Source organism: Mesorhizobium sp. CA16 (assembly GCF_020165175.1).
Taxonomy (GTDB): domain Bacteria; phylum Pseudomonadota; class Alphaproteobacteria; order Rhizobiales; family Rhizobiaceae; genus Mesorhizobium.
On sequence record NZ_JAIUHP010000005.1, the window covers coordinates 65,416 to 88,551 of the forward strand.

Consider the following 23,136-nt stretch of genomic DNA (forward strand, 5'->3'; position numbering starts at 1 on the left):
TGGAGAAGGGGCTGACCATGCTCGAGGTCTCCAATGCCACCCTGCATTACGGCGCCGCCCAGGCGCTGCGTGGCGTTTCGCTGAAAGCCGACGCCGGCAAGATCACCTGCGTGCTCGGCCGCAATGGCGTCGGCAAGACAAGTTTGATGAGATCGATCGTCGGCCATCACCGGCTGACGAGCGGAAGCGTTGCCTTCGAGGGGAAGGCGCTCGACCGGAGCGCGGCGTATGATCGCGCCCGGTCGGGCATCGCATTCGTGCCGCAGGGCAGGGAAGTCTTTCCGCTGCTCACGGTGCGCGAAAACCTGGAGTCCGGCTTCGCGCCGTTGAGGCGCGCCGACCGCAACATTCCGGCCTATGTCTTCGAGCTGTTTCCGGTCTTGAAGCAGATGCTCGGCCGCCGCGGCGGCGATCTCTCCGGCGGCCAGCAGCAGCAACTTGCCATCGGCCGCGCGCTGGTGATGCGGCCCAAGCTCCTGGTGCTCGACGAGCCGACCGAAGGCATCCAGCCGTCCATCATCAAGGATATCGGCCGCGCCATCCGCTATCTGCGCGACCAGGCGGGGATCGCCGTGCTTCTGGTCGAGCAATATCTCGACTTCTGCCGGGAACTTGCCGACGAGGTCAACATCATGGATCGGGGCCAGATCGTGCATACCGGTCCTGCAAAAGACCTCGACCGGGCGGATGTGCGGAAGTTTCTGACAGTCTAAAATCGTTTGCTCGACTTCGGTCGACATCGCGAGGCGGCAGCAATCCCAGTATTTCTCTCCGCTGGCCAGGCAGAGCTCTGGCGCGTTGAATACCGCATGCTAGTCTTTTCTTGGCCCTGGTGAGTCGGCCGCTTTCCGTATCAGTTGCGAATGAGGGGGAGGCGCGGACTCCGTCCGCAAGTTCCACGCAAGCCAATCCACCTAGCTTTCCCCGCAGTGATTGTCGGTCAATGCGTCCAAAAAGAATTTTGCCAGGGGACGGCGATGGAACGTTTTGTCGAGGACTACCAAAAGCGGCGCCTCACCGAGCGCGTCGACATCATGACCGCGATCAACATCCTGATGTCGCAAGGCTATGACGAAGATCATCTCCTGGATGAGATCACCAAGGTTTTCTACGTCGATCTCGACGCCTTCAACGAAGTAATCTCACACCATTGAGAGTTTGCACGCGGCGGTAAAACTCAGCCGGCGCGGCGAAAATCCAGGACGCGGTTGCGGCCGCCGCGCTTGGCGGCATAGAGCGCCTTGTCGGCGGCGCTGAGCACCTTGTCGAAGCTCATGCCATCCCTGCTGCCAAATGCGAAGCCCGCGCTGACCGTGCAGCGCAGCGGTCCGGTCTCGGTCTCGACCGTGCGCGCAGCGAACGCGGCCCGGACGCGTTCGGCCGTCGCCTCGGCTGTCTCGGGCAAAGTGCGCTTCAACACCATGGCAAATTCCTCGCCACCCATGCGGGCCACCGAGTCGTTCGGGCGCAGGTCGGCGGAGATCACTTGGGCAAAGACCTTCAACACTTCGTCTCCCGCGGCGTGGCCGAATTGGTCGTTGATCGCCTTGAAGCCGTCGAGGTCGAACACCACCACCGCCGTGAAAGCGCTGACGGGCGCCTTGCCGTGCAGGTCGAACAAAGCGCGGCGGTTGAGCAGCCCCGTCAGCACGTCGGTCTAAGCCTCATGCTTGTGGTGGCGCGCGAGCCGCCCCTGGTTGAGCGCCAGCGACAGCGCGCCGATGCCGGTCATCGAGGCGATGACGATGACCAAGCTCAGATCCTCCGCCCAGTTGCTCGGCGCGTGGCCGAGGATGAGCTTGCCGTCCCAAGCCAGCACGGCCGCGCAAAGCACGAAGGAAACAGCGGTCAATGAATAGAGCAGCGCCACGCCCCCGAGTTGCGCCGGTGCCTCCTCGCGACCCTTCCAATATTCATGCGCGGTGCCGAATAGGAGCAGCGCGGCAAGGAAATTCTCAAGCATGAAGCCCAGACCGTCATAGCCGAGCGCCATTGGGGGTAACGCCAGCGCAAAGGAGATGGCAGTGCCAAGCGTGATGCGCGGCAGCGGCGAGCGTCCGGTCCGGAACTGGTGGGCGGCGCCCAACATCACCGAGAAGCCGAACAGCAGCAGCGCCAGCGCCAGGATGCCGAGGGCTGTTCCGGGCGCATCGATATAGGCGTCATAGACAAAAACCTCCGCCACCACCACCAGCACGCTGGTCGCCCAGGTCAGCAGGAACCTGTCGGAACGGGCGGTCAGCCAGGTTCCGAACAGGGTGAGGCTGAGGCAGGCGGCGGAGAAGCCGACGGCCAGCAGCAATGAATTGTAGTCGAGAAGCATGCGCTCGCCCTTGCCGCCGCCGGGTCTCTGCAACCTGCCGTGCGTTCCATTAGTGCAGCAAGGAAGTATCGATTACGTTACGATAGCGGTGAAGATGCCATAATTCCGCGGCGTCAGAGGACCGCCACCAACAACAGCAGGATGATGCCGACCCCCATCATCACCAGACCCGGCCAATTCTGCGACAGGCCGAGGAAACCGAGTCCGCGCCGGCGTGGCTCAAGCGTCGGGCCAGGCGTTGCCAGGTTTGGCATCGGGCGATCCGAGGCTGCAGGTGCCGGATCGCTAAGTTTCCCGCGCCTGAGGACCGCGCCGGCCATGTACACGATGCCGGCGACAATGAGCAATGCCCCGATGAGGATGACAGCCATATCACCTCGCTTTCTTCGGGCTTCCCCGATCCCGGAGCCTGGGTCATTGCCGCGAAAGCTCAACCGCTATGGAAACCCGCTCCCGGCGAGAAAGGCAAAACGGTCAAGATGCCTCGTAAGTTCCGACGGGGCTCGCCCCTTCAATCGGTCACCCGCTTCATCAGCGCCATGGCGCCGAAGGGGGCGCGCACCTTGCCCTCGGTGATGAAGTAGACAAACACGTCGCGCGGCTTGACCGGCGCATCGGTCTTGGGATCGGCGCGCGGCAGCTCGGCGGGTTGCTTGCCTTGCGCCCATGTCTTCACGCGTCCCGCCCATTCGTCCAGGCCTTTCGGCGTGTAGCAGTCAGGGTTGTCGTCGCTGCCGGTCTGCAGCCGCGCATAGACGAAGTCGCCGGTTACATCGGCGATCGCCGGATATTTTGCGTGATCGGCATAGACGATCGCGGCGTTGTATTTTCGGGCGAGCGCTGGAAACTCCGGCACGACGAAGCTGTCGTGGCGCACCTCCAGCGCGTGACGCAGAGGCACACCGTCCTGCTTCTCGGGCAGCAGCTTCAGGAAGGCTTCGAAATCGTCCGCGTCGAATTTCTTGGTCGGCGCGAACTGCCACAGAATCGGGCCGAGCTTCTCGCCGAGCGCGGCAACGCCGGAGCCCAGGAAGCGCATCATCGATTCGCCGGCCTCGCCGAGCACCCTCCGGTTGGTCACGAAGCGGTTGCCTTTGAGCGAGAAGACGAAACCCTCCGGCGCTTCGTTGGCCCACTTGGCGAAAGTCGGTTCCTTGAAGCTGGAATAATAAGTGCCGTTGACCTCGATGGTCGGGACCTGCCGGCTGGCGTAGTGGAGTTGCTTGGCCTTGGCGAGCTTGTCCGGGTAGAAGGAGGTGTCCCAAGGCTCGAAAGTCCAGCCGCCCATGCCGGAGCGGATTTTTCCTTGGCTCATTATCGTCCTCCTCTGTTCAAATGTGATCAGGCGGCTCGGTCGGCCGACTTCATCATGTCGACCAGGGTCCATCCTGGCCGGTGTGGGTTGGCGCGGCGACCCGTTTCCCGATAGCCGTAGGCGGAATAGAGCGCGATGTTCCGCTCCATCCGCGAATTGGTGTAAAGCCGCACCTCCGGTACGCCCACAACCGCGCCTGCTCGTCGGCGAAGTTGAGCAGTTTGATGCCGAGTTTTTTACCTTGGAAGGCCGGCGCGACGGCGACGCTGAAGATCATGGCGTGGTCGGGATGCCGTTCGAGGACGATCAGCCCGGCCAGTCCTCCGTCCTCTTCGAGCAGCCAGACCTCGCCGCGCTCGATGCGCGGCGCGTAGTCTTCCGTCACCGGAATCGGCGGGGCGCCGAACAGAGCGGTGTAGGACGCATAGGCAGCCGTCGTCACCGCGGCAACGGCCGGAAGATCACCGGAAAGCGCTCTTCTAATTGTCATTCAAGCGCCCTTCCGACGAAATGCGCGCTCACTCCGCCGCTTCGCGTTTGCCTCCGGGGCGCCGCTCCAGCAGCTCCTTGAGGAACTGGCCTGTGTAGCTGCGCTTCTCGCGCACGATCGCTTCCGGCGTGCCGGACGCTACCAGCTCGCCGCCGCCGTCGCCGCCTTCGGGGCCGAGGTCCAGCACCCAGTCGGCGGTCTTGATGACTTCGAGATTGTGCTCGATCACCACCACCGTGTTGCCCTGGTCGACCAGCTCGTGCAGCACTTCGAGCAGCTTGGCGACGTCGTGGAAATGCAGGCCGGTGGTCGGCTCGTCGAGGATGTAGAGCGTCTTGCCGGTCGCCTTGCGCGACAGTTCCTTGGCAAGCTTGATGCGCTGCGCCTCGCCGCCCGAGAGCGTCGTCGCCTGCTGCCCGATATGGATATAGCCGAGGCCGACCTGCTTCAGCGTCTCCAGCTTGTCGCGCACGCCCGGCACCGCCGAGAAGAAGTCGACGCCTTCCTCGACCGTCATGTCGAGCACGTCGGCGATCGACTTGCCCTTGAACAGCACGTCCAGCGTCTCGCGGTTGTAGCGCTTGCCGTGGCAGACGTCGCAGGTAACATAGACATCGGGCAGGAAGTGCATCTCGATCTTGATGACGCCGTCGCCCTGGCAGGCCTCGCAGCGGCCGCCCTTGACGTTGAAGGAGAAGCGGCCCGGCTGATAGCCGCGCGCCTTGGCTTCGGGGAGGCCGGCGAACCAGTCGCGGATCGGCGTGAAGGCGCCGGTATAAGTCGCGGGGTTGGAGCGCGGCGTGCGGCCGATCGGCGACTGGTCGATGTCGATGACCTTGTCGAGGAATTCCAGGCCCTCGATGCGGTCGTGCTCGGCCGGATGCTCGCGCGAGCCCATGATGCGGCGCGAGGCCGCCTTGAACAGCGTCTCGATCAGGAAGGTCGATTTGCCGCCGCCGGACACGCCGGTGACCGCGGTGAAGGTGCCAAGCGGGATTTCCGCCGTCACATTCTTCAGATTGTTGCCGCGCGCGCCGACCACCTTGATGCGCCGGTTCTTCTTCGCCTCGCGCCGCACTGCGGGCGTTGCCACTTCGAGCTCGCCCGACAAATATTTGCCGGTGATCGAGGCAGGTGTGGCCATGATCTGCTGCGGCGTGCCTTGCGCGATGATCTGGCCGCCATGGACGCCGGCCGCCGGGCCGATGTCGACGACATAGTCGGCATGCAGGATGGCGTCCTCGTCATGCTCGACGACGATCACCGTGTTGCCGATGTCGCGCAGGTGCTTGAGCGTATCGAGCAGGCGCGCATTGTCGCGCTGATGCAAGCCGATCGACGGCTCGTCCAGCACATAGAGCACGCCGGTGAGGCCGGAGCCGATCTGCGAAGCGAGCCGGATGCGCTGGCTCTCGCCGCCCGACAGCGTGCCGGAATTGCGCGACAAGGTCAGATAGTCGAGGCCGACATCGTTGAGGAAGCGCAGCCGCTCGCGGATTTCCTTCAGCACGCGGACCGCGATCTCGTTCTGCTTGTCGTTCAACTGCGCCGGCAGGTCGGTGAACCACTGGTCGGCCTTGCGGATCGACATCTCCGTGACTTCGCCGATATGCTTGCCGCCGATCTTCACCGCCAGCGCTTCCGGCTTCAGGCGGTAGCCGTTGCAGGCGGGGCAGGGGGTGGCCGACATGAAGCGCTCGATCTCCTCGCGCATCCAGGCGGATTCAGTTTCCTTCCAGCGCCGGTCGAGATTGGGGATGACGCCCTCGAAGGTCTTGGTCGTCTTGTAGGAGCGCAGGCCGTCATCATACTGGAAGGTGATCTCGCGCTCGCCCGTGCCGCGCAACACGGCTTCTTTGGCCTCGGCGCTCAGATCCTTGAACTTGTCGCCGAGCTTGAAACCGTAGACCTTGCCCAGCGCTTCCAGCGTCTGCGCGTAATAGGGCGAGGTCGATTTCGCCCACGGGCTGATGGCGCCGTCGCGCAGCGACACGTTCTCGTCCGGCACGACGAGGTTGGGATCGATGGCGCGCTGGCTGCCGAGGCCGTCGCAGGTCGGGCAGGCGCCGAACGGGTTGTTGAAGGAGAACAGCCTGGGCTCGATCTCCGGAATGGTGAAGCCAGACACCGGGCAGGCGAATTTCTCCGAGAACAGGATGCGCTCATGCGTCTCGTTCTTCGACTTGTTGACCGAATCCTCGCCGGTCTGGCTGGCGTCGAGCGGCTTGTCGGCGAATTCGGCCACGGCAAGACCTTCGGCAAGCTTCAGCGCTGTCTCGATCGAGTCCGCGAGACGCGTGGCCAGATCGCCGCGCACGACGATGCGGTCGACGACGACGTCGATGTCGTGCTTGTATTTCTTGTCGAGCGCCGGCACGTCGGCGATCTCGTAGAAGACGCCGTCGACCTTGACGCGCTGGAAGCCCTTCTTCTGCAGTTCCAGCAGTTCCTTGCGGTACTCGCCCTTGCGGCCGCGCACGATCGGCGCCAGCAGGAACAGGCGCGTGCCCTCGTCCAGCGCCAGCACGCGGTCGACCATCTGCGAAACCGTCTGGCTTTCGATCGGCAGGCCGGTGGCCGGCGAATAGGGGATGCCGACACGCGCGAACAGCAGGCGCATGTAGTCGTAGATTTCGGTGACGGTGCCGACGGTCGAGCGCGGGTTGCGCGAGGTGGTCTTCTGCTCGATCGAGATGGCGGGCGACAGGCCGTCGATCTGGTCGACGTCCGGCTTCTGCATCATCTCGAGGAACTGGCGGGCATAGGCCGACAGGCTTTCGACATAGCGGCGCTGGCCCTCGGCATAGATGGTGTCGAAGGCAAGCGACGATTTGCCGGATCCCGACAATCCGGTCATGACGATCAGGCTGTCGCGCGGCAGGTCGAGATCGACGTTCTTGAGATTGTGTTCGCGCGCCCCGCGAATGGAAAGGTATTTATGGTCGGCCATCGCCGGTCGCCGCCTCAGATCTGGAATTTGCTGGATTGGCGGGATTGTCCCGGCCATCCCCTATGTAGGTATTTTCACCGCCACGTCGAGAGACGCCACAATCTCGACGGGACAAGCCGATCATGGGTTTAACCGTCTTTCGCGCGACCGGGCAAGCGGAAAGAACAAAGGTCGAACACGCTCCTGACAAAGCGTTGTGGAAACAATCGCTCAAGCGTTGTGAGAACAATTGTCCAAGCGTTGTGGAAAACAATCGCGGCCGAGCTACGCGCCGTTGGGTGTGTCGAAGCACTCGACTTACCTGCACGTAACCTCCAGACGATCACATTTTTCGGTAACCGACTATTCAACGGTTGACGTCCCGGGCCCAGGGGAGCAGTCTCAAACGCGTCAACGAAGCCGGCCGTCTTTCGATGGCCTCGCCGCCCAATAGGCGGTCTGCGAGACGCCGCAGGCGATAGCGATTTGCGCTTCGAACGACATTGTCGCAACGGACCCAGGAGCGGAGCATGACGCCACCGGACAGTCCCTTGAGGCTCCACACTGAGATGGAGCCGCGGCGGGCATAAGTGCCAGGGCAGACTTGAAACGCCGGCCCGACAAACCGTGACTTGCCGATTCTTAACAATCAGAGACGATAGTCGGATCGTCGGCTGAACGCCGCGTTGCATCCGAAACAGAACGCCGGCAGTCCACTCCCGGCTAAAATTGGATTATCAGATCCATGAAAGCCCCGTCCACCTGCGGAAGCAGTGGCGGGGCTTACACTTTGTGGTGTTCGCGTTTGACCCGCTCGCAATCAATGGTTCGGGATCCGAGCGCCGCCCGTGGCCATATCGATCGTTATGCTGCCACCGATCCTGACATCGGTGTCGCCGATCTTGAAGGAACCGTCGCTGCCGGCCGGTAGCGCGTCTGGTTCCGGCTGCGGCGCCGGCTTGGCGATGCGATAGTCGCCGCTGACGCCAGGCAGTTTCTGCGCCGAACTGTCGTCGGCAAGGGCGGCGCCGGCCACCAGCGCGCCGGCAAGCGCGGCGAGGGCAACGCACAAGTGCCTGGATTGGAACGGATCGATCATGCGCGGACTATAGGGACGCGGCTAGGGCAATGCCAGACGCGCGGCGATCAATTTGCCGCGCGCCTTCCCGCAACGTCAGGCCGCTTTCTTGCGCGTGTCGTAGACGTGGTCGACAAGGCCCCAAGTCTTGGCTTCCGCGGCGCTCATGAAGTAATCGCGATCGAGCGTGCGCTCGACCTCCTCGTAGGTCCGGCCGCAATGCTTGGCGTAGAGCTCGGTCATATGCTGCTTGGTACGCACGATGTCCTCCGCATGGCGCTGGATGTCTGAGGCCTGGCCCTGAAAGCCGCCCAGCGGCTGATGCAGCACGATCCTTGTGTTGGGCAGCGCGATCCGCCGCCCCGGCGCGCCGGCCATCAGCAGGAAGGAGCCCATCGAGGCGGCAAAGCCCATGCAGACCGTCGACACCGGGCAGGAGATGTACTGCATCGTGTCGTAGATGGCGAAGCCGCTGGTCACCATGCCGCCCGGCGAGTTGATGTAAAGCGAGATCTCCTTGTCGGGGTGGTCCGATTCCAGCGACAGGAGCTGTGCGCAAACCAGAGCCGAGACGTTGTCGTTGATCTCGCCATTGATAAAGACGATGCGCTCGCGCAGCAGCCGCGAAAAGATATCGAAGGAACGCTCGCCGCGGCTCGATTGCTCGATGACCATCGGCACCAGATTGGCAATGCTCATGGCGGGTTTCCTCGGTCCTCTTTTTGATCAGGCCGCGCGCAGCATCATGCAGGGCGCATTGGCGGCGGTCGGGTTCTTGCGCGCGTCGAGCGAAAGCCCGCAGCCGGCGCCGGAAACAGCGATAAGAGGCTGTGCGACCGGCACGAAGCCGTCATGCACGATGCTGAGATGTGTGCCGCCCGAGGCCGTGCCGGCAAGCGTGAAGGTGACGACACTGTCGAAGGGTGGAAGCCCGCCGTCGTCAGCACCAGGTTTTTCGCGCCAGGAATAGCGCAGCAGCCTGCCGGGCTCGGCCTCGAGCACCTCGCATTCGATCGGCGCATCCGGTCCGGCAAAGGCGAAGCGGCTGCCGGCTTCCGGCTTGATGTCGTTCGGCATCATCCAGGCGGCGAGCAGTTCCGGCTCGGTCAGCGCCCGCCAGACCTTTTCCGGCGGCTCAGGGAGGTCGCATTCGAAGCTGAGCGGCGCTTCGTTGACAATCGGGTTTTCGGTTGCCGTCATTGGTCCATTCCCTTCAGAACCGTCTTCAACTTCTCGATGCGTTCCGGCCAGAAGGCGCGGTAGCGTTCGATCCAGCCGAGCAGCGGGTCGAGCCCTTGCGGATCGGCGCGATAATATGCGTTGCGGCCGGCGCGCCGCTCGACCACCAGGCCGGCGCCGCGCAATACGGCAAGGTGCTGCGAGACCGCCGGCTGGGACACCCTCATGCCGGCGCGCAGCTCGCTCACGCTCATCTCGCCAGCGGTCAGCCGCTCGTAAACCGCGCGTCGCGTCGGGTCGGCCAGAGCGCGGAAAATCTCTGCTTCGATCATGACAGAAGCATAAGTCGATACTTATCGATTTGGCAAGCTTCTATTTGATCGCCATATCAGAATGCACGTCCACTCCTGCCTTTGCTGACATTCCTTGACAGAAAGTGCAGCTATGACTAGAACGAAAAGAGAACAAAAACCTTGTGGGAAAAGCCAGCCTTTTGCGGGCGGCGACGACCCGCAGGCTATAAGGTGAGCGACTTGAAATTTGTTTCGGATGAGCGCGGAGAAGTAAGATGGCGGGTAGCGTCAACAAGGTCATTCTGGTCGGCAATCTCGGAGCGGATCCTGAAATCCGCCGCCTGAATTCCGGTGATCCGGTCGTCAACATTCGCATCGCCACGTCGGAAAGCTGGCGCGACAAGAACTCGGGCGAGCGTAAGGAAAAGACCGAGTGGCATAACGTCGTCATTTTCAACGACCAGCTCGCCAAGGTGGCCGAGCAGTATTTGAAGAAGGGCATGAAGGTCTATGTCGAGGGTCAGCTGCAGACCCGCAAATGGCAGGACCAGACCGGTGCCGACAAATACACCACCGAGGTCGTGCTGCAGAAATTCCGAGGCGAGTTGCAGATGCTCGACGCGCGCGGCGAGGGCGGCGGCGGCCAGGTCGGCAATTATTCCGGCGGCGGCAACAGCCGAGGGTCGGATTTCGGCCAGTCCAGCCCGAATGAAAGCTTCAACCGCGGCAGTGGCGGCTCCAGGGGCGGCGGTGGCGGCGGCTCGTCACGCGAGCTGGACGACGAGATCCCGTTCTAAGCGTCTCGAAACGGCCGTCTGAGGGGAAGGCGTGATGTCGCTCGGACCGCTTCTGTCGGCGTCGCCTCCCATTCCGTGGCATGCATTCGCGGCCTTTGCCGCTTTGGCCATCGGCGGCGCCCAGCTGGCGCTGCCGAAAGGTACTGTGCGTCATCGTGTGCTGGGTTACACCTGCGTGGCGTTGATGCTGGTCATCGCCATATCGAGTTTCTGGATCCAGTAGATCCGGCTCGTCGGTTCGTTCAGCCCGATCCATCTGTTGTCGATCCTGGTGCTGGTCACCGTGCCGCTGGCGACCTGGTATGCGCACATGCATAAGGTAACCGCGCATCGCGGCGCCATGATCAAGCTCTATCTGTTCGCGCTGGTCGGCGCCGGCATTTTCACGCTGCTGCCCGGCCGGATCATGCACGCCGTCGTGTTCGGCCAGTAAGAATTTCTCAAGGAAGATCAACGTGAAAGCACGCATCAAATGGGTCGAGGAACGCACCTTCGTCGGCGAGTCCGGCAGCGGCCACAAGGTCGTGCTGGGCACGGCGCACAGGCCGGATGGGAAGACGCCGGGACCGAGCCCGATGGAACTGGTGCTGATCGGCACCGGCGGCTGCTCGGCCTATGATGTCGTGCACATCCTCGAGAAGGGCCGGGAGGCGGTCGAGGATTGCGTGGTCGAGCTCGACGCCGACCGAGCCGAAGCCGATCCAAAGGTGTTCACCCGCATCCACATGCATTTCATCGTCAAGGGCAGAGCCCTGTCGCACGACAAGGTGAAACGCGCGATCGATCTGTCGATCGAGAAATACTGCTCGGCCAGTGCCATGATGGCAAAGACCGCGACGATCACGCATGATTTCGAGGTGGTCGAGACGGCGGCGAAGTGAGGCAGTAGGCAGTAGGCAGTAGGCAGTAGGCAGTAGGCAGTAGGATACTTGTTCAAGCGGCCATCAGCGCCTTGATGCCGTCCGCCACGAACTGAACGGCAAGCGCCGCGAGGATGACGCCGAGCAGACGGGTCAGGATCGAGCGGCCGGTCTGGCCGAGGATGCGGTCGATACGCTCGGACAGCACGAAAACCAGAAAGGTGATCACCAGGCAGATCGCTATGATCCCGACCAGCGCCGCCTGTGCGCCAAAACCCTGGAAGGAGCCCGATAGCAGTACGGTTGCCGAGATGGCGCCCGGACCGGCGATCAGCGGGATTGCCAGCGGGAAGGCGGCGATGTTGTGAATCATGTCCTTGGTGATGGCGACGTCGCCGATCTTCTCCTTACGGTCCTGACGGCGCTCGAACACCATTTCGAAGGCGATGAAGAACAAGAGGAAGCCGCCGGCGACGCGGAAGGCCGGCAGCGTTATGCCGAACACCGACAGGATCGAGGCGCCGGCAATCGCGAACAACGCCATGACCAGGAAACCGATCACCGAGGCGCGGACCGAAACCTGCTGGCGCTCGTCACGGTTCATGCCGCGCGTCACGGCAAGGAACAGCGGCGCCAGTCCCGGCGGGTCGATGGTCACCAGGATGGTGACGAACGCGTTGAACAGGCTGTCGAAACTCGGCATCGCTGGTCCCCTCCCGCCGGGCGAAGCCCAGGTTTTGCAATTGGTAGAGCAAAGCCGCGGCGCTGGAAAGCGGAAGGAAATGGTGTGCGAAGCTGCGAAAGCAGGCGCGAAGGATCGCTACTTTCAATTCCTTACGGGTTTTCGATCGCTATTGAGGTTCATTTAGGCGACGAGCTAGAAACTCGACCTCCATGCGCCAGGTCGCGCCGCCATCATGCGAGCGCTCGCCGAGCCAGCGAAACGAGTTTTCGGTAATGCGTGAAAAGCTCCAGCGCACAGACGCGCCGGTGCCGTCGGCACCGACCTGGACGATCGTGCCGTCCTCGGCGCGGCCGAGTTGGCGGCTGTAATACTGGTTGCGCGGGTCGCTCCAGAAGATGTGCCAGGCGTCGGCGCCCGGATCGTAGACACGCAATGTGGTGCCGTAGAAGGTCCATGCTCCGAGCGAAGTCTGGGTCCCGGTGTTCCGCGCGGGCAAGATCCAGACGTCCTGCACGGCGCGGCCTTCGAGAACCCAACCGAAATGCACTTCGCCGCGACCCGTGAGCCTTGTGCCATCCTCCAGAATGCGTGTGGCATCGAACGTCCATGCGCCGATGAAGCGGCCATAGAGTTTCAGCTTTTCGGCAAGGTCCGGTTTTGGGCCGTCGCTGTGCAGGGCCTCGGCAAAGGGATCGGTCATTGTTGCTGCCTCGTTTGTCAGGAGAGGGCCAGCAATAGCGGTATGGCAGGGTTCTGCGCTTGGGAAAAATTGCTATCTTTCAGCCATGACGACCGCGCAGAAAACTCTGGCTTCCGGACATGGCTGGCAGGTGTCCGACGTGGTGTGCACGGCCGTCGCCGGCGACAAGCCATTCGAGGAAGAGCATTGCAGCTTTTGCGTTGCCGCCGTGACCAGGGGCGCGTTCCGCTACCGCACGCGCCAGGGGACGGCGATGCTGGCGCCGGGCGCCATCCTGCTCGGCAATCCCGGCGCCTGCTATGAATGCGGGCATGAGCACGGCGCCGGCGACCGCTGCCTCTCCTTCCATTTTTCGCCGGCCTATCTGGAGCGCGTCCTGGCCGACCTGCCGGATGTGAAACGGCTCGGCTTTGCCGATCCGCGCCTGCCGCCCTTGCCGGCGCTGGCGCCTCTGCTGGCCGAGGCGGAGGCGGCACGGGAAGCGGGCGACGGCGACGCATTCGAGGAACTCGGCCTGCGCATGGCCGGGGCGGTCGCCACGGCTGCGGCCGACACTTCCACAGCTGGCCGGGCGCCCAGCCGCCGCGACCAGAAACGCGTTGCCGAGGCGGTGCGGCTGATCGAGCTCAACGCCGATCGACCATTGTCGCTGACCAAGCTCGCCGCCGGCGTGGCGACAAGCCCGTTTCACTTCCTGCGCACGTTCCGGCAGGTTGCCGGCATGACGCCCTATCAGTTTCTGCTGAGGACGAGGCTGCACCGCGCCGCGGTGCGTCTGCGCAGCTCGGGCGCGGCGATCTCGACGATCGCCTTCGATGCCGGCTTTAACGATCTGTCGACCTTCAACCGCCGGTTCCGGCGCGAGATGGGACAAGCTCCCGGCGCCTATCGCGCCAGACGGACCAGAGGGCGCTGACGCCGGCTGAAGCGAAATCGACCTTGGCCATATCGTCGCAATCAGCGATATCCATTTGAAATTGCCATCAAAATTGTCTCTGGAAAAGTCCGGCCGACATTGGAGTTTCGGCGAGGCTTCCTATATAAGCGGTGAGTGATTCCCGACTGGATTGTGACCTGATTTGACCGACCAGAAGACACCGCGCGGGCCGGACGGCGGCCCCACCGGCATCGAGCCGATTTCGATCATCGAGGAGATGCAGCGCTCCTATCTCGATTACGCCATGAGCGTGATCGTCAGCCGTGCGCTGCCCGACGTGCGCGACGGCCTGAAGCCGGTGCATCGCCGCATCCTCTATGCCTCGCATGAGAGCGGCTACCACTGGAACCGCAAATATGTGAAATCGGCCCGCCCGGTCGCCGACGTGATGGGTAAATACCATCCGCATGGCGACGCCTCGATCTATGACGCGCTGGTGCGCATGGCGCAGGACTGGTCGCTGCGCGTGCCGCTGATCGACGGTCAGGGCAATTTCGGCTCGATCGACGGCGATCCGCCGGCGGCGATGCGCTACACCGAGTCCAGGCTGACCAAGGTCGCGCATGAGCTCTTGGAGGACATCGACAAGGAAACCGTCGATTTCCAGGATACTTACGATGCCTCCGGCAGCGAGCCCAAGGTACTGCCGGCCCGTTTCCCGAACCTTCTGGTCAATGGCTCCGGCGGTATCGCCGTCGGCATGGCCACCAACATCCCACCGCACAATCTCGTCGAGGTCTGCAACGGCGCCATCGCTCTCATCGACAATCCGGCGATCGACCTGACGGCGCTGATGGAGATCGTGCCCGGTCCGGATTTCCCGACCGGCGGCATCGTGCTTGGCCGTTCGGGCATCTACAATGCCTATTCGACGGGCCGCGGCTCGATCGTCATGCGCGGCCGCGTCGAGATCGAGCAGCGCGGCAATGACCGCGAATCCATCGTCGTCACCGAGATTCCCTATCAGGTGAACAAGGCCTCGATGATCGAGAAGATGGCCGAGCTGGTGCGCGACAAGCGCATCGAGGGCATTTCCGACATCCGCGACGAGAGCGACCGCCAGGGCTACCGCGTCGTCGTGGAGTTGAAGCGCGACGCCGTAGCCGACGTTGTCCTCAACCAGCTCTACCGTTTCACGCCGCTGCAAACCTCGTTCGGCGCCAATATGGTGGCGCTCAACGGCGGCAAGCCGGAAGTGCTGACGCTGATCGACATGCTGAAGGCCTTTGTCGGCTTCCGCGAGGAAGTCGTCAGCCGTCGCACGAAGTATCTGCTGCGCAAGGCGCGCGAGCGGGCGCATGTGTTGGTCGGTCTGGCGATTGCGGTCGCCAATATCGACGAGGTGATCAAGCTGATCCGCACAGCGCCGGATCCGCAGACGGCGCGCGAGCAGTTGATGGAGCGGCGCTGGCCGTCACACGACGTCGCTCCGCTGATCCAGCTGATCGACGATCCGCGCCATCGCATCAACGAGGACGGCACCTATAATCTGTCCGAGGAACAGGCGCGCGCCATTCTTGACCTGCGCCTGCAGCGCCTGACCGCGCTCGGCCGCGACGAGATCGCCGACGAATTGAACCAGATCGGGGCTGAAATCGTCGATTTCCTTGATATTTTGTCATCGCGCGCGCGTATCCAGCAGATCGTCAAGGACGAGCTGGTCGCGGTCCGCGACGAGTTCGGCACACCGCGCCGCACCGAGCTGACCGACGGCGGTTCGGATATGGAAGACGAGGACCTGATCCAGCGCGAGGACATGGTCGTCACCGTCAGCCATTCCGGCTACATCAAGCGCGTGCCGCTTTCACTCTACCGGGCGCAGCGCCGCGGCGGCAAGGGCCGCTCCGGCATGTCGACCAAGGAAGAGGATTTCGTCACCCGCCTGTTCGTCGCCAACACGCACACGCCGGTGCTGTTCTTCTCCTCGCGCGGCATCGTCTACAAGGAAAAGGTCTGGCGGCTGCCGATCGGAAACCCGCAATCGCGCGGCAAGGCGCTGATCAACATGCTGCCGCTCGAGCAGGGCGAGCGCATTACGACGATCATGCCGCTGCCGGAGGACGAAACCAGCTGGGGCGAGCTCGATGTGATGTTCGCGACCACGCGCGGCACCGTGCGCCGCAACAAGCTGTCCGACTTCGTCCAGGTCAACCGCAACGGCAAGATCGCCATGAAGCTGGAGGAAGAGGGCGACGAGATCCTTGGCGTCGAGACCTGCACCGACAATGACGATGTGCTTCTGACCGCGAATTCCGGCCAGTGCATCCGTTTCCGGGTCTCCGATGTGCGTGTGTTCCAGAGCCGCAATTCCGTCGGCGTGCGCGGCATAACCATGGCCGAGACCGACCGCATCATCTCGATGTCCATCATCGAGAACGTCGATGCGTCGCCAGCAGAGCGCGCGGCCTATCTGAAGCGCGCCGCGGCGGAGCGCAGGCTTGCCGCCGGCGGAGCCGGCGAGGAGGAGGAGATCGCGCTCACCAATGAGGAAATCGGCGAGGAAGCCGAGCTTTCCGAGGAGCGCTACGAGTTCCTCAAGGCGCATGAGAAGCTTGTGCTCACGGTGACCGAATATGGCTACGGCAAGCGCTCGTCGTCCTACGATTTCCGGCTGACGGGCCGCGGCGGCAAAGGTATCCGCGCCACCGATGTGTCGAAGGTAGCCGAGATCGGCCGGCTGGTCGCGACGTTCCCGGTCGGCAATGACGATCAGATCATGCTGGTTTCGGACGGCGGCACGGTCATCCGCGTGCCGGTCAACGGCATACGCTTCGCCAGCCGGGCCACTAAGGGCGTGACGATCTTCAACACGGCCGAAGGCGAGAAGGTTGTATCGGTGGAGCGGATTTCGGAACCGCAGTCGGACGAAGAGGCCGAAGACGTGGCTTCAAGCGAGACCGGCACCGACGACATGGGCGAAGGCGAATAGGTTCAAGCTTCACCGGCCTCTCTGGGCCGGTGCGATCATGATCAGTGGCGACGGTAGACGTTGCGATGGGCGAAACCATCGAGCCGCTTGGTATTGGCCTTGACGCGCACTCGCGCTGCTTCCTGATGCAACCCGAATGCAGTCGCGATCAGCATCACAATGGTCATTGCAGTGGCAAGCATGTAGATCAGCATTTGCGTGTTCTCCTGGGCGTACAACGATGAGGTGGGGATTTGGTTTCACCTCTTGAAGCGGCAACCTAGTGAACGCTGCGTGAAATGTTCGTGATTGCCGCATTCATCTGTCGTTCATCGGCGCGAAAAGGTTCACGGCAATGCAATTAATGAGATTTGCCTTTGTCCGAGAGGCTCGCTAGAAGCCTGCCATGACGGAACGCACCGCCCTTTACGCCGGCTCTTTCGACCCGCTGACCAATGGCCATCTCGATGTGCTTAAAGCGTCGCTGGCGGTGGCCGATACCGTCTATGCGGCGATCGGCATTCATCCGGGCAAGAAGCCGTTGTTTTCCTTCGAGGAACGCGTTGAGTTGATCGAGGCCGCAACCAAGGCCGAATTCGGTCGCGACAGCGATCGTATCAAGGTCGTGTCCTTCGATGGGCTGGTCATCGACGCGGCCCGCAAGCACGGCGCCTCGATCATGATCCGGGGGCTGCGCGACGGCACCGACCTCGATTACGAAATGCAGATGGCCGGCATGAACGAGACGATGGCGCCGGAATTGCAGACGGTTTTTCTGCCCGCCAGCCCTTCGGTGCGCACCATTACCGCCACACTTGTGCGCCAGATTGCGTCGATGGGCGGCGATATCCGCCCGTTCGTGCCTGCGGCCGTTGCCGGCGCGCTCGCCGCCAAGTTCACCAAATAGGTTTTCCCGGAGATACCCATGCAGCTGAAGAAGCTCGCTTCGTTCCTTGTCGTGGTTGCCGGCCTTTTCGCGGCGTCCTTGCCGGCCGTCGCCGCCGACAAGGAAGACACCATGATCATCACGCTCAAGAACGGCGACGTGACCATCGCGTTGCGTCCCGATCTGGCGCCCAAGCATGTCGCGCAGATCAAGAAGCTGGTGCGCGACGGCGCTTACGATAACGTCGCCTTCCACCGCGTCATCGACGGCTTCATGGCGCAGACCGGCGACGTCAAATTCGGCAACATGAAGAAGGGGTTCAACCCTGAAGCCGTCGGCACCGGCGGCTCCGATCTTCCCGACCTGCCGGCCGAGTTTTCGCAGAGCGAGCAGTTCGCGCGCGGCGTGGTCGGCATGGCCCGTTCGCAGGACCCGAACTCGGCCAACTCGCAATTCTTCATCATGTTCGCGCCGGCGCCGAACCTCGACGGCCAGTACACCATCGTCGGCAAGGTGGTCGGCGGCATGGATCTCGTCGACAAGATCAAGAAGGGCGACGAGCCCGACAACGGCACGGTCACCGACCCCGACCGCATGATCAAGGTTCGCATCGCCGCCGACAGCAAGTAACTCCCTCAATTTTCAAAGGATTTTCCGACATGGCTGAGATCAAAGACCGCGAGAACGCGCTCATCATGGAAACGACCAAGGGCCCGGTCGTCATCGAAATGTATCCCGAGCTTGCGCCCGGCCATGTTGCGCGCATTAAAGAGCTGGCGCGCGAAGGCGCCTATGACGGCGTGGTGTTCCACCGCGTCATCGACGGCTTCATGGCGCAGACCGGCGACGTCAAGTTTGGCAATTCGAGCAAGCCCACTTATGCGCCGTCGCGCGCGGGCATGGGCGGCTCCGACAAGCCGGACCTCAAGGCCGAGTTCTCCAACGCCAATCACGGCCGCGGCGCCTGCTCGATGGCTAGGGCCCAGAACCCGAACTCGGCGAACTCGCAGTTCTTCATCTGCTTCGACGACGCGGCCTTCCTCAACCGCCAGTACACGGTTTGGGGCCAGGTCATCGAAGGCATGGAGAATGTCGACAAGATCAAGCGCGGCGAGCCGGTGCAGGATCCCGACAAGATCGTGTCGCTGAAAGTCGCGGCAGACGTCAAGTAAAGGCGGAACCATGATGGGCGCTGTCTGGTCTCTGCTCGGCATCCTGTCCGGCGCCTTCATCGCCATCCAGGCGCCGATCAATTCGCAATTGGCTAAGGGCCTCGGCCTTCCGGTCGCGGCCGCCGCCTTTTCCTTCCTGTCCGGTGCCATCGTGCTTGGCATCATCTCGATTTCGGTGGTGAAGCTGCAGGGCATCTCGCTCGACTGGAAGGCGCCGGCGCCCTGGCTGTTCGTCGCCGGCGGCATGCTCGGCGGCTTCTATGTGACGCTGTCGACGATCCTCACGCCACGCATCGGCGCGGCGGCGCTGATGGCCTTCCTGGTCGCCGGTCAGCTGATCGCCGGCATGCTGATCGACCGCGCCGGCTTCCTTGGCGTGGCGGTGCGCGAAATCTCGCTTGGCCGCGTCGCCGGCGCTGTGCTGCTCTTGGCCGGAGCGCTGCTGGTGCGGCTGACCTGAGCGTCGGCTGTTTCGTTCGACGGCAATTGCTCGCAAGGCGCGGCAACAAGACGGTGGCGAGAGCGCGGCGATCGGGTTATTGCCGCAGGCATGAAAGTGGACCTCTTCGATTTCGATCTTCCCGAAGACCGCATCGCGCTCAGGCCGGCCGAGCCGCGCGACAGCGCTCGGCTGCTGGTGGTGAGGCCGGACACCGGTTTCGAGGACCGGACGGTCCGGGACCTGCCGTCGCTGCTCGAGGCCGGCGACGTGCTGGTGTTCAACGACACCAAAGTCATCCCGGCGCAATTGAAGGGCATCAGGCTGCGCGGCGAAGCGGCGGCGCAGGTCGAGGCGACGCTGCACATGCGCACCGGTCCCGACCGCTGGCTGGCCTTCATGCGGCCGGGCAAGCGCATCGCCGCCGGCGACCGCATCCAGTTCGGCCATGACGGCAGTTCCTGCTTTCTGGGCCGGCTCGACGCCACGGTGCTTGAAAAAGGCGAGGGCGGCGAAGCGCTGCTCGGCTTCGATCTGTCGGGCGCCTTTCTCGACGAGGCGCTGCATGCCGTCGGGCATATCCCGCTGCCGCCCTACATTGCGTCGAAGCGCGAGGACGACGAGCGCGACCGCGCCGATTATCAGACGATCTATGCGCGCGAGGAAGGCGCGGTCGCCGCGCCTACCGCTGGCCTGCATTTCACCCCGGAGCTGTTCGCGGGGCGCGACGCCAAGGGCATCGAGCGCCGCTTCGTCACGCTGCATGTCGGCGCCGGCACCTTTTTACCGGTGAAGGCCGACGACACGACCGACCACAAGATGCATGCCGAGACCGGCTCGGTAAGCCCGGAGACGGCGGCGGCGCTCAACGCGGCCAAGGCGCGGGGAGGCCGGATCATCTGCGTCGGCACGACATCGCTGCGGCTCTTGGAGAGCGCGGCGCGCGACGACGGCAGGATCGAGCCCTGGTCCGGACCAACCGACATCTTCATCACGCCCGGCTATCGCTTCCGTACGGCCGATATACTGATAACCAATTTCCATCTGCCGCGCTCGACGCTGTTCATGCTGGTCTCGGCCTTCAGCGGGCTGGAGGCGATGCGCTCGGCCTATGGGCATGCCATCGAGAACCGCTACAGGTTCTACTCCTATGGAGACGCAAGCCTGCTTTTTCGTACGGAGACGAGCAATGGACGATGACCTCGACAGCATGGACCGCGATACGCTGATCGCGCAGGTGAAGAAACTGCGCGCCGGCATTCGCGCGCATCGCGACGCGACAGGGCATGATCTGTGCTGGCATCATCCTGACCTCTGGGAGCTTTTGCCGGAAAGGACCGAGCCGGCGATCGCCGTGCCGCCATGGCCGAAATTCATGCGCGGCTGCATCCGCTATCGGCAGTCGCTCGACGAGCAGGCGCCCGGCGCGCCGGAGCACGACAAGGAATTCAATGGCTGACACTTTTTCATTTCAGGTGCTTGCCACCGATGGCAAGGCGCGGCGCGGCCTGGTCTCAATGCCGCGCGGCGAGATCCGCACGCCGGCCTTCATGCCGGTCGGCACCGGCGGCACCGTCAAGACCATGTATATGGACCAGGTGCGCGGGGTCGGCGCCGACATCATCCTCGGCAACACCTACCATCTGATGCTGCGACCAGGCGCCGAGCGCGTGGCCCGGCTCGGCGGCCTGCATGAGTTCGCGCGGTGGCCGCATCCGATCCTGACCGACAGCGGCGGCTTTCAGGTCATGTCGCTGTCGAAGCTCAGGAAGCTGACCGAACAGGGTGTCACCTTCCGCTCGCATATCGACGGCGCTCCCTACGAGATGTCGCCGGAGCGATCGATCGAAATCCAGGGACTGCTCGATTCCGACATCCAGATGCAGCTCGACGAATGCACGGCGCTGCCGGCCAAGCCCGAGGAGATCGAGCGCGCCATGGAATTGTCGCTGCGCTGGGCGGAGCGCTGCAAGGCGGCGTTCGGCGACCAGCCGGGCAAGGCGATGTTCGGCATCGTCCAGGGCGGCGACAGCGCAGCCTTGCGCGTGCGCTCCGCCCAGGCGCTGAAAGCGATGGATCTGAAAGGCTATGCGGTTGGCGGGCTCGCGGTCGGCGAGCCGCAGCCGGTGATGCTGGAGATGCTCGACATCACTTGCCCGGAGCTGCCGGCCGACAGACCGCGCTACCTGATGGGCGTCGGCACGCCGGACGATATCCTGAAATCGGTGGCGCGCGGCATCGACATGTTCGACTGCGTGATGCCGACCCGCGCCGGCCGCCATGGCCTTGCCTACACGCGCCGCGGCAAGGTCAATCTCAGGAACGCCCGCCATGCCGACGATCCGCGCCCGCTCGACGAGGAAAGCGACTGCCCGGCCGCGCGCGATTATTCGCGCGCCTACCTGCATCACCTGGTGCGCTCGCAGGAAGCGCTCGGCGCCATGCTGCTCACCTGGAACAACCTGTCTTATTATCAGAGGCTGATGCAGGACGTCCGAACAGCCATCGAGACGCAGGCTTTCGAAGCGCGCGCCGCCGCGATTACCGAAGGCTGGGCGCGGGGCGATATCCCGGTCCTTTGATCAGGAAGCCGTCGGAAAACCTTTCATAAATCAGATCAAGAGTAAGTATGCCTTGCCATATCGAGGCAAGGGGCGGCACGACTTTGGTAAAGATGGACGCGTCGATCGTCGACCATAAAGCAGCAAGCGCTAATTTTTACCGGCCAGGTTCTGCGGCGACCCAGCAATGGAGTTACAGTCTATTACTTGTAATTTCAGGGGTCGTGCTTGTCGGCCTTATCTTGCGCCTGCTCGGCGCGCGCGGGGATCTCTGGCACGACGAGATCTGGAGCATCACGCTGCTGAAGCCGCTGACCTCGATCGACCAGATATTCTGGCGTGTGAACCACGACAACAACCACTTTCTCAACTCGATATACCAGTATGTCGTCGGGCCCGATGCCGCGCCGCTGGTCCAGCGCGGCTTCTCAATAACGCTCAGCGGATGCACCGTCATTGCAGCCGCGGCGATATCGCGCGGACGTTGGGCAATGATTGGGTCGGCGCTGCTGTTTGCGTTGAGCTATCCGATGGTTCACTACGGCTCGGAGGCACGTGGCTATGCCGGCCTGGCGCTGTTCACACTCGTTGCGGTGGCTCTTCTGGAGCGCTGGTTCGACAAGCGGGGTGCGTACGGCGTCGCTCTTGCTGTCGCAATTCTGCTTGGCTTCCTTTCCCACCTGACAATGGTCGAAACGGTGGTGGTGCTAACGGCCTGGACGGCGTGGCTGAGCTGGCGAGGCAGCCGCAGTCTGATTGTCGTCAACAAGGAGGTCGTCCAGGCCTTTCTGCCTGCTTTCCTTGCCGTGCTTCCGCTTGCCGCGGCAATGCTTGTAGGCGCACGATGGTTCAGCTTCAATATCGGCGGTTTTTCCTCTTTCTCGCTCGAGAAATTCGCCGCCGGTTATGGCGGAATGATCCGCTATCTTTTCGGCCTGCCGGACTGGATCGGCGACTGGACGTGGGTCGCGGTGACCTGCATCCTGGTCTTGGCACATGCAGGCGTCTCGCGCGATCGCCGGGCCAGCCTTTATGCCATCGGCGTCGTCGGGCTGCCCGCCATAATGGCGGCGGCGCATCTGCCGAATGTTGAATTCCCGCGCTATTTCATTGTCAGCGGAACCTTGTTGCTGCTTTGGGCCGGAGACTTGATCGGACGCGGCTTCGACGCCGGCGGTAAGAGAAGGCTTTTTGCCGCCGGGATGCTCGTTCTTGTGGCCGGCGGCAACGCGGCGTTGCTGGCCCATTTCTATGAGCATGGGCGCGGTTCCTATTCCGGGATGGTGGACGAGATGACAAAGAGCGGCGCCGCCACATATGCCACCAACGCCGATTTCCGCACCGGCATGGTGGTCGATTATTTCGCTGCGCGCATCGGCCGCCAGGCATCGCTCGTCACCCAGGACAAGATTTGCGCCGGACGCGCGGACTGGCTGATTCTCGAAGGCGATACCCAAAAACAGCCGGAGCGCGTGGATTTCGATTGCGCGCTTGCCTACGAACGAGCCGGAGCCTCGACCTTCTGGGGCCTCTCCGGTATGGGCTGGACACTGTATAGCCGCCGAGATTGAGCGGTCATGCCGG

The 23,136-nt window shown here is 63.2% G+C and carries 24 protein-coding genes and 3 pseudogenes; 15 read left to right on the plus strand and 12 right to left on the minus strand.

Annotated features, from left to right (window positions below; all coding sequences use genetic code 11):
- Nucleotides 1-17 precede the first annotated feature (17 nt).
- Both urtE and LB525_RS09555 read left to right on the plus strand, forming a co-directional pair.
- Nucleotides 18-713 (plus strand): urea ABC transporter ATP-binding subunit UrtE, encoded by a 696-nt coding sequence (gene urtE / locus LB525_RS09550; protein ID WP_224544437.1) that lies wholly within the window; start codon nucleotides 18-20, stop codon nucleotides 711-713.
- Nucleotides 714-977: 264 nt separating this feature from the next.
- Nucleotides 978-1,154 carry a hypothetical protein gene (locus tag LB525_RS09555; protein WP_095765283.1) on the plus strand — a complete coding sequence of 59 codons (177 nt, stop codon included), beginning with the start codon at nucleotides 978-980 and terminating at the stop codon, nucleotides 1,152-1,154.
- A gap of 23 nt (nucleotides 1,155-1,177) precedes the next feature.
- On the opposite strand, the pseudogene LB525_RS09560 reads toward LB525_RS09555, so the two are convergent.
- From LB525_RS09560 to LB525_RS09600, 9 genes and pseudogenes are all read right to left on the minus strand, one after another.
- Nucleotides 1,178-2,323 (minus strand): annotated as a pseudogene (locus LB525_RS09560) (GGDEF domain-containing protein).
- Nucleotides 2,324-2,436: 113 nt separating this feature from the next.
- Nucleotides 2,437-2,694 (minus strand): hypothetical protein, encoded by a 258-nt coding sequence (locus LB525_RS09565; protein WP_224544438.1) that lies wholly within the window; start codon nucleotides 2,692-2,694, stop codon nucleotides 2,437-2,439.
- Nucleotides 2,695-2,834: 140 nt separating this feature from the next.
- On the minus strand, nucleotides 2,835-3,638 hold the full coding sequence (locus LB525_RS09570) for a DUF72 domain-containing protein (protein WP_263492743.1): 804 nt from the start codon (nucleotides 3,636-3,638) through the stop codon (nucleotides 2,835-2,837).
- A gap of 26 nt (nucleotides 3,639-3,664) precedes the next feature.
- A pseudogene (locus LB525_RS09575) lies at nucleotides 3,665-4,128 on the minus strand (GNAT family N-acetyltransferase).
- Between the two features lie 28 nt (nucleotides 4,129-4,156).
- Entirely contained in the window at nucleotides 4,157-7,078 is a 2,922-nt protein-coding gene (gene uvrA / locus LB525_RS09580; protein ID WP_224544439.1) for an excinuclease ABC subunit UvrA, read from the minus strand.
- Nucleotides 7,079-7,877: 799 nt separating this feature from the next.
- Nucleotides 7,878-8,156, minus strand: coding sequence for a hypothetical protein (locus tag LB525_RS09585; protein WP_224544440.1), 279 nt, complete (start codon nucleotides 8,154-8,156; stop codon nucleotides 7,878-7,880).
- A 75-nt stretch (nucleotides 8,157-8,231) separates the two neighbouring features.
- Nucleotides 8,232-8,834 carry an ATP-dependent Clp protease proteolytic subunit gene (locus LB525_RS09590; RefSeq protein ID WP_095765288.1) on the minus strand — a complete coding sequence of 201 codons (603 nt, stop codon included), beginning with the start codon at nucleotides 8,832-8,834 and terminating at the stop codon, nucleotides 8,232-8,234.
- A 27-nt stretch (nucleotides 8,835-8,861) separates the two neighbouring features.
- Nucleotides 8,862-9,335 (minus strand): SRPBCC family protein, encoded by a 474-nt coding sequence (locus tag LB525_RS09595; protein ID WP_140841183.1) that lies wholly within the window; start codon nucleotides 9,333-9,335, stop codon nucleotides 8,862-8,864.
- The gene (locus tag LB525_RS09600; RefSeq protein ID WP_095765290.1) at nucleotides 9,332-9,646 is read right to left on the minus strand and encodes an ArsR/SmtB family transcription factor; all 315 of its coding nucleotides are present in this window, start codon (nucleotides 9,644-9,646) and stop codon (nucleotides 9,332-9,334) included. The genes LB525_RS09595 and LB525_RS09600 overlap by 4 nt, the downstream gene beginning before the upstream one ends.
- A gap of 236 nt (nucleotides 9,647-9,882) precedes the next feature.
- Here LB525_RS09600 and LB525_RS09605 point away from each other — a divergent pair, with 236 nt between their 5' ends.
- The 3 genes and pseudogenes from LB525_RS09605 to LB525_RS09615 all read left to right on the plus strand — a co-directional run bounded on the left by LB525_RS09605 (nucleotide 9,883) and on the right by LB525_RS09615 (nucleotide 11,285).
- Complete coding sequence (locus tag LB525_RS09605; RefSeq protein ID WP_095765291.1) at nucleotides 9,883-10,404, plus strand: single-stranded DNA-binding protein; 522 nt, start codon at nucleotides 9,883-9,885, stop codon at nucleotides 10,402-10,404.
- Nucleotides 10,405-10,438: 34 nt separating this feature from the next.
- Nucleotides 10,439-10,837, plus strand: a pseudogene (locus tag LB525_RS09610) (DUF2306 domain-containing protein).
- 22 nt (nucleotides 10,838-10,859) lie between these two features.
- Complete coding sequence (locus LB525_RS09615; RefSeq protein ID WP_224544441.1) at nucleotides 10,860-11,285, plus strand: OsmC family protein; 426 nt, start codon at nucleotides 10,860-10,862, stop codon at nucleotides 11,283-11,285.
- 52 nt (nucleotides 11,286-11,337) lie between these two features.
- Here the strand turns inward: LB525_RS09615 and LB525_RS09620 are convergent, their stop codons facing one another.
- Nucleotides 11,338-11,967: a MarC family protein gene (locus tag LB525_RS09620; RefSeq protein WP_140546758.1), complete on the minus strand. Its 630-nt coding sequence runs from the start codon at nucleotides 11,965-11,967 to the stop codon at nucleotides 11,338-11,340.
- A gap of 148 nt (nucleotides 11,968-12,115) precedes the next feature.
- On the minus strand, nucleotides 12,116-12,649 hold the full coding sequence (locus tag LB525_RS09625; protein WP_224544442.1) for a hypothetical protein: 534 nt from the start codon (nucleotides 12,647-12,649) through the stop codon (nucleotides 12,116-12,118).
- An 85-nt stretch (nucleotides 12,650-12,734) separates the two neighbouring features.
- On the opposite strand from LB525_RS09625, the gene LB525_RS09630 reads away from it, so the two are divergent.
- Both LB525_RS09630 and gyrA read left to right on the plus strand, forming a co-directional pair.
- Nucleotides 12,735-13,565, plus strand: coding sequence for an AraC family transcriptional regulator (locus LB525_RS09630; protein WP_224544443.1), 831 nt, complete (start codon nucleotides 12,735-12,737; stop codon nucleotides 13,563-13,565).
- A 163-nt stretch (nucleotides 13,566-13,728) separates the two neighbouring features.
- A complete protein-coding gene (gene gyrA / locus LB525_RS09635) occupies nucleotides 13,729-16,515 on the plus strand; it encodes a DNA gyrase subunit A (protein ID WP_224544444.1) in 2,787 nt (928 codons plus the stop codon).
- Nucleotides 16,516-16,556: 41 nt separating this feature from the next.
- On the opposite strand, the gene LB525_RS09640 is transcribed toward gyrA, so the two are convergent.
- Nucleotides 16,557-16,709: a hypothetical protein gene (locus tag LB525_RS09640; protein ID WP_095765297.1), complete on the minus strand. Its 153-nt coding sequence runs from the start codon at nucleotides 16,707-16,709 to the stop codon at nucleotides 16,557-16,559.
- A 191-nt stretch (nucleotides 16,710-16,900) separates the two neighbouring features.
- On the opposite strand from LB525_RS09640, the gene coaD reads away from it, so the two are divergent.
- The 8 genes from coaD to LB525_RS09680 all read left to right on the plus strand — a co-directional run bounded on the left by coaD (nucleotide 16,901) and on the right by LB525_RS09680 (nucleotide 23,123).
- Nucleotides 16,901-17,401: a pantetheine-phosphate adenylyltransferase gene (gene coaD / locus LB525_RS09645; RefSeq protein WP_140696281.1), complete on the plus strand. Its 501-nt coding sequence runs from the start codon at nucleotides 16,901-16,903 to the stop codon at nucleotides 17,399-17,401.
- A gap of 18 nt (nucleotides 17,402-17,419) precedes the next feature.
- Nucleotides 17,420-18,010, plus strand: a complete 591-nt coding sequence (locus tag LB525_RS09650; RefSeq protein WP_411909041.1) for a peptidylprolyl isomerase — start codon at nucleotides 17,420-17,422, stop codon at nucleotides 18,008-18,010.
- Nucleotides 18,011-18,039: 29 nt separating this feature from the next.
- On the plus strand, nucleotides 18,040-18,552 hold the full coding sequence (locus tag LB525_RS09655) for a peptidylprolyl isomerase (RefSeq protein WP_095765300.1): 513 nt from the start codon (nucleotides 18,040-18,042) through the stop codon (nucleotides 18,550-18,552).
- 10 nt (nucleotides 18,553-18,562) lie between these two features.
- Entirely contained in the window at nucleotides 18,563-19,012 is a 450-nt protein-coding gene (locus tag LB525_RS09660) for a DMT family transporter (RefSeq protein WP_095765301.1), read from the plus strand.
- Between the two features lie 90 nt (nucleotides 19,013-19,102).
- Nucleotides 19,103-20,191, plus strand: coding sequence for a tRNA preQ1(34) S-adenosylmethionine ribosyltransferase-isomerase QueA (gene queA, locus LB525_RS09665; RefSeq protein WP_224544445.1), 1,089 nt, complete (start codon nucleotides 19,103-19,105; stop codon nucleotides 20,189-20,191).
- Nucleotides 20,181-20,450 (plus strand): hypothetical protein, encoded by a 270-nt coding sequence (locus LB525_RS09670; RefSeq protein WP_095765303.1) that lies wholly within the window; start codon nucleotides 20,181-20,183, stop codon nucleotides 20,448-20,450. Before queA ends, LB525_RS09670 begins: the two co-directional genes overlap by 11 nt.
- The gene (gene tgt, locus LB525_RS09675; RefSeq protein ID WP_224528948.1) at nucleotides 20,443-21,573 is read left to right on the plus strand and encodes a tRNA guanosine(34) transglycosylase Tgt; all 1,131 of its coding nucleotides are present in this window, start codon (nucleotides 20,443-20,445) and stop codon (nucleotides 21,571-21,573) included. The genes LB525_RS09670 and tgt overlap by 8 nt, the downstream gene beginning before the upstream one ends.
- A gap of 92 nt (nucleotides 21,574-21,665) precedes the next feature.
- Nucleotides 21,666-23,123, plus strand: coding sequence for a hypothetical protein (locus LB525_RS09680; RefSeq protein ID WP_224528945.1), 1,458 nt, complete (start codon nucleotides 21,666-21,668; stop codon nucleotides 23,121-23,123).
- Nucleotides 23,124-23,136: the final 13 nt, after the last annotated feature.

What these genes read in the sequence shown, in the direction of transcription:
- urtE (WP_224544437.1), top strand. Translation starts at nt 18, where the DNA reads ATGCTCGAGGTCTCCAATGCCACCCTGCATTACGGCGCCGCCCAGGCG.
- LB525_RS09555 (WP_095765283.1), top strand. Translation starts at nt 978, where the DNA reads ATGGAACGTTTTGTCGAGGACTACCAAAAGCGGCGCCTCACCGAGCGC.
- LB525_RS09565 (WP_224544438.1), bottom strand. Translation starts at nt 2,694, where the DNA reads ATGGCTGTCATCCTCATCGGGGCATTGCTCATTGTCGCCGGCATCGTG.
- LB525_RS09570 (WP_263492743.1), bottom strand. Translation starts at nt 3,638, where the DNA reads ATGAGCCAAGGAAAAATCCGCTCCGGCATGGGCGGCTGGACTTTCGAG.
- uvrA (WP_224544439.1), bottom strand. Translation starts at nt 7,078, where the DNA reads ATGGCCGACCATAAATACCTTTCCATTCGCGGGGCGCGCGAACACAAT.
- LB525_RS09585 (WP_224544440.1), bottom strand. Translation starts at nt 8,156, where the DNA reads ATGATCGATCCGTTCCAATCCAGGCACTTGTGCGTTGCCCTCGCCGCG.
- LB525_RS09590 (WP_095765288.1), bottom strand. Translation starts at nt 8,834, where the DNA reads ATGAGCATTGCCAATCTGGTGCCGATGGTCATCGAGCAATCGAGCCGC.
- LB525_RS09595 (WP_140841183.1), bottom strand. Translation starts at nt 9,335, where the DNA reads ATGACGGCAACCGAAAACCCGATTGTCAACGAAGCGCCGCTCAGCTTC.
- LB525_RS09600 (WP_095765290.1), bottom strand. Translation starts at nt 9,646, where the DNA reads ATGATCGAAGCAGAGATTTTCCGCGCTCTGGCCGACCCGACGCGACGC.
- LB525_RS09605 (WP_095765291.1), top strand. Translation starts at nt 9,883, where the DNA reads ATGGCGGGTAGCGTCAACAAGGTCATTCTGGTCGGCAATCTCGGAGCG.
- LB525_RS09620 (WP_140546758.1), bottom strand. Translation starts at nt 11,967, where the DNA reads ATGCCGAGTTTCGACAGCCTGTTCAACGCGTTCGTCACCATCCTGGTG.
- LB525_RS09625 (WP_224544442.1), bottom strand. Translation starts at nt 12,649, where the DNA reads ATGACCGATCCCTTTGCCGAGGCCCTGCACAGCGACGGCCCAAAACCG.
- LB525_RS09630 (WP_224544443.1), top strand. Translation starts at nt 12,735, where the DNA reads ATGACGACCGCGCAGAAAACTCTGGCTTCCGGACATGGCTGGCAGGTG.
- LB525_RS09640 (WP_095765297.1), bottom strand. Translation starts at nt 16,709, where the DNA reads ATGCTGATCTACATGCTTGCCACTGCAATGACCATTGTGATGCTGATC.
- coaD (WP_140696281.1), top strand. Translation starts at nt 16,901, where the DNA reads ATGACGGAACGCACCGCCCTTTACGCCGGCTCTTTCGACCCGCTGACC.
- LB525_RS09650 (WP_411909041.1), top strand. Translation starts at nt 17,420, where the DNA reads ATGCAGCTGAAGAAGCTCGCTTCGTTCCTTGTCGTGGTTGCCGGCCTT.
- LB525_RS09655 (WP_095765300.1), top strand. Translation starts at nt 18,040, where the DNA reads ATGGCTGAGATCAAAGACCGCGAGAACGCGCTCATCATGGAAACGACC.
- LB525_RS09660 (WP_095765301.1), top strand. Translation starts at nt 18,563, where the DNA reads ATGATGGGCGCTGTCTGGTCTCTGCTCGGCATCCTGTCCGGCGCCTTC.
- queA (WP_224544445.1), top strand. Translation starts at nt 19,103, where the DNA reads ATGAAAGTGGACCTCTTCGATTTCGATCTTCCCGAAGACCGCATCGCG.
- LB525_RS09670 (WP_095765303.1), top strand. Translation starts at nt 20,181, where the DNA reads ATGGACGATGACCTCGACAGCATGGACCGCGATACGCTGATCGCGCAG.
- tgt (WP_224528948.1), top strand. Translation starts at nt 20,443, where the DNA reads ATGGCTGACACTTTTTCATTTCAGGTGCTTGCCACCGATGGCAAGGCG.
- LB525_RS09680 (WP_224528945.1), top strand. Translation starts at nt 21,666, where the DNA reads ATGGACGCGTCGATCGTCGACCATAAAGCAGCAAGCGCTAATTTTTAC.